The organism is Bradyrhizobium sp. NBAIM18 (genome assembly GCF_020193825.1).
GTDB lineage: Bacteria > Pseudomonadota > Alphaproteobacteria > Rhizobiales > Xanthobacteraceae > Bradyrhizobium > Bradyrhizobium yuanmingense.
Window position 1 is genome coordinate 1 of sequence record NZ_JADYVO010000085.1, and the last position, 255, is coordinate 255.

A 255-nucleotide genomic window follows, 5' to 3' on the forward strand; every position below is an offset into this window, starting at 1 on the left:
AATTGCCGTTGGTGTGATAGGACGCGACGTACGTGGTCCCTGCCGTGATCGCGACCGGGGTGGAGAAATTGACCTGCTGCCAGCCGGAGGCGGTCTCGTTCGTGAACGTCGCGGTTGCAAGCAGGGTACCGGTCGAGCTCCAGAGATCCGCAATATGGGGACCGGTATTCAACGAACCCTTGTAGAAGCGCAGGCCGGTTATTGTCCCGTTCACCGATGCGGTGAACTTGACTCCGACTTCGACGGGGCTGGTAT

Annotated in this window: 1 protein-coding gene; it reads right to left on the bottom strand. The window is 59.6% G+C overall.

What is annotated here, in order from left to right; genetic code table 11:
- Positions 1 to 255 (bottom strand): DUF4082 domain-containing protein (locus tag I6F17_RS37515; protein WP_225190492.1); only part of this gene is annotated, 255 nt, incomplete at both ends.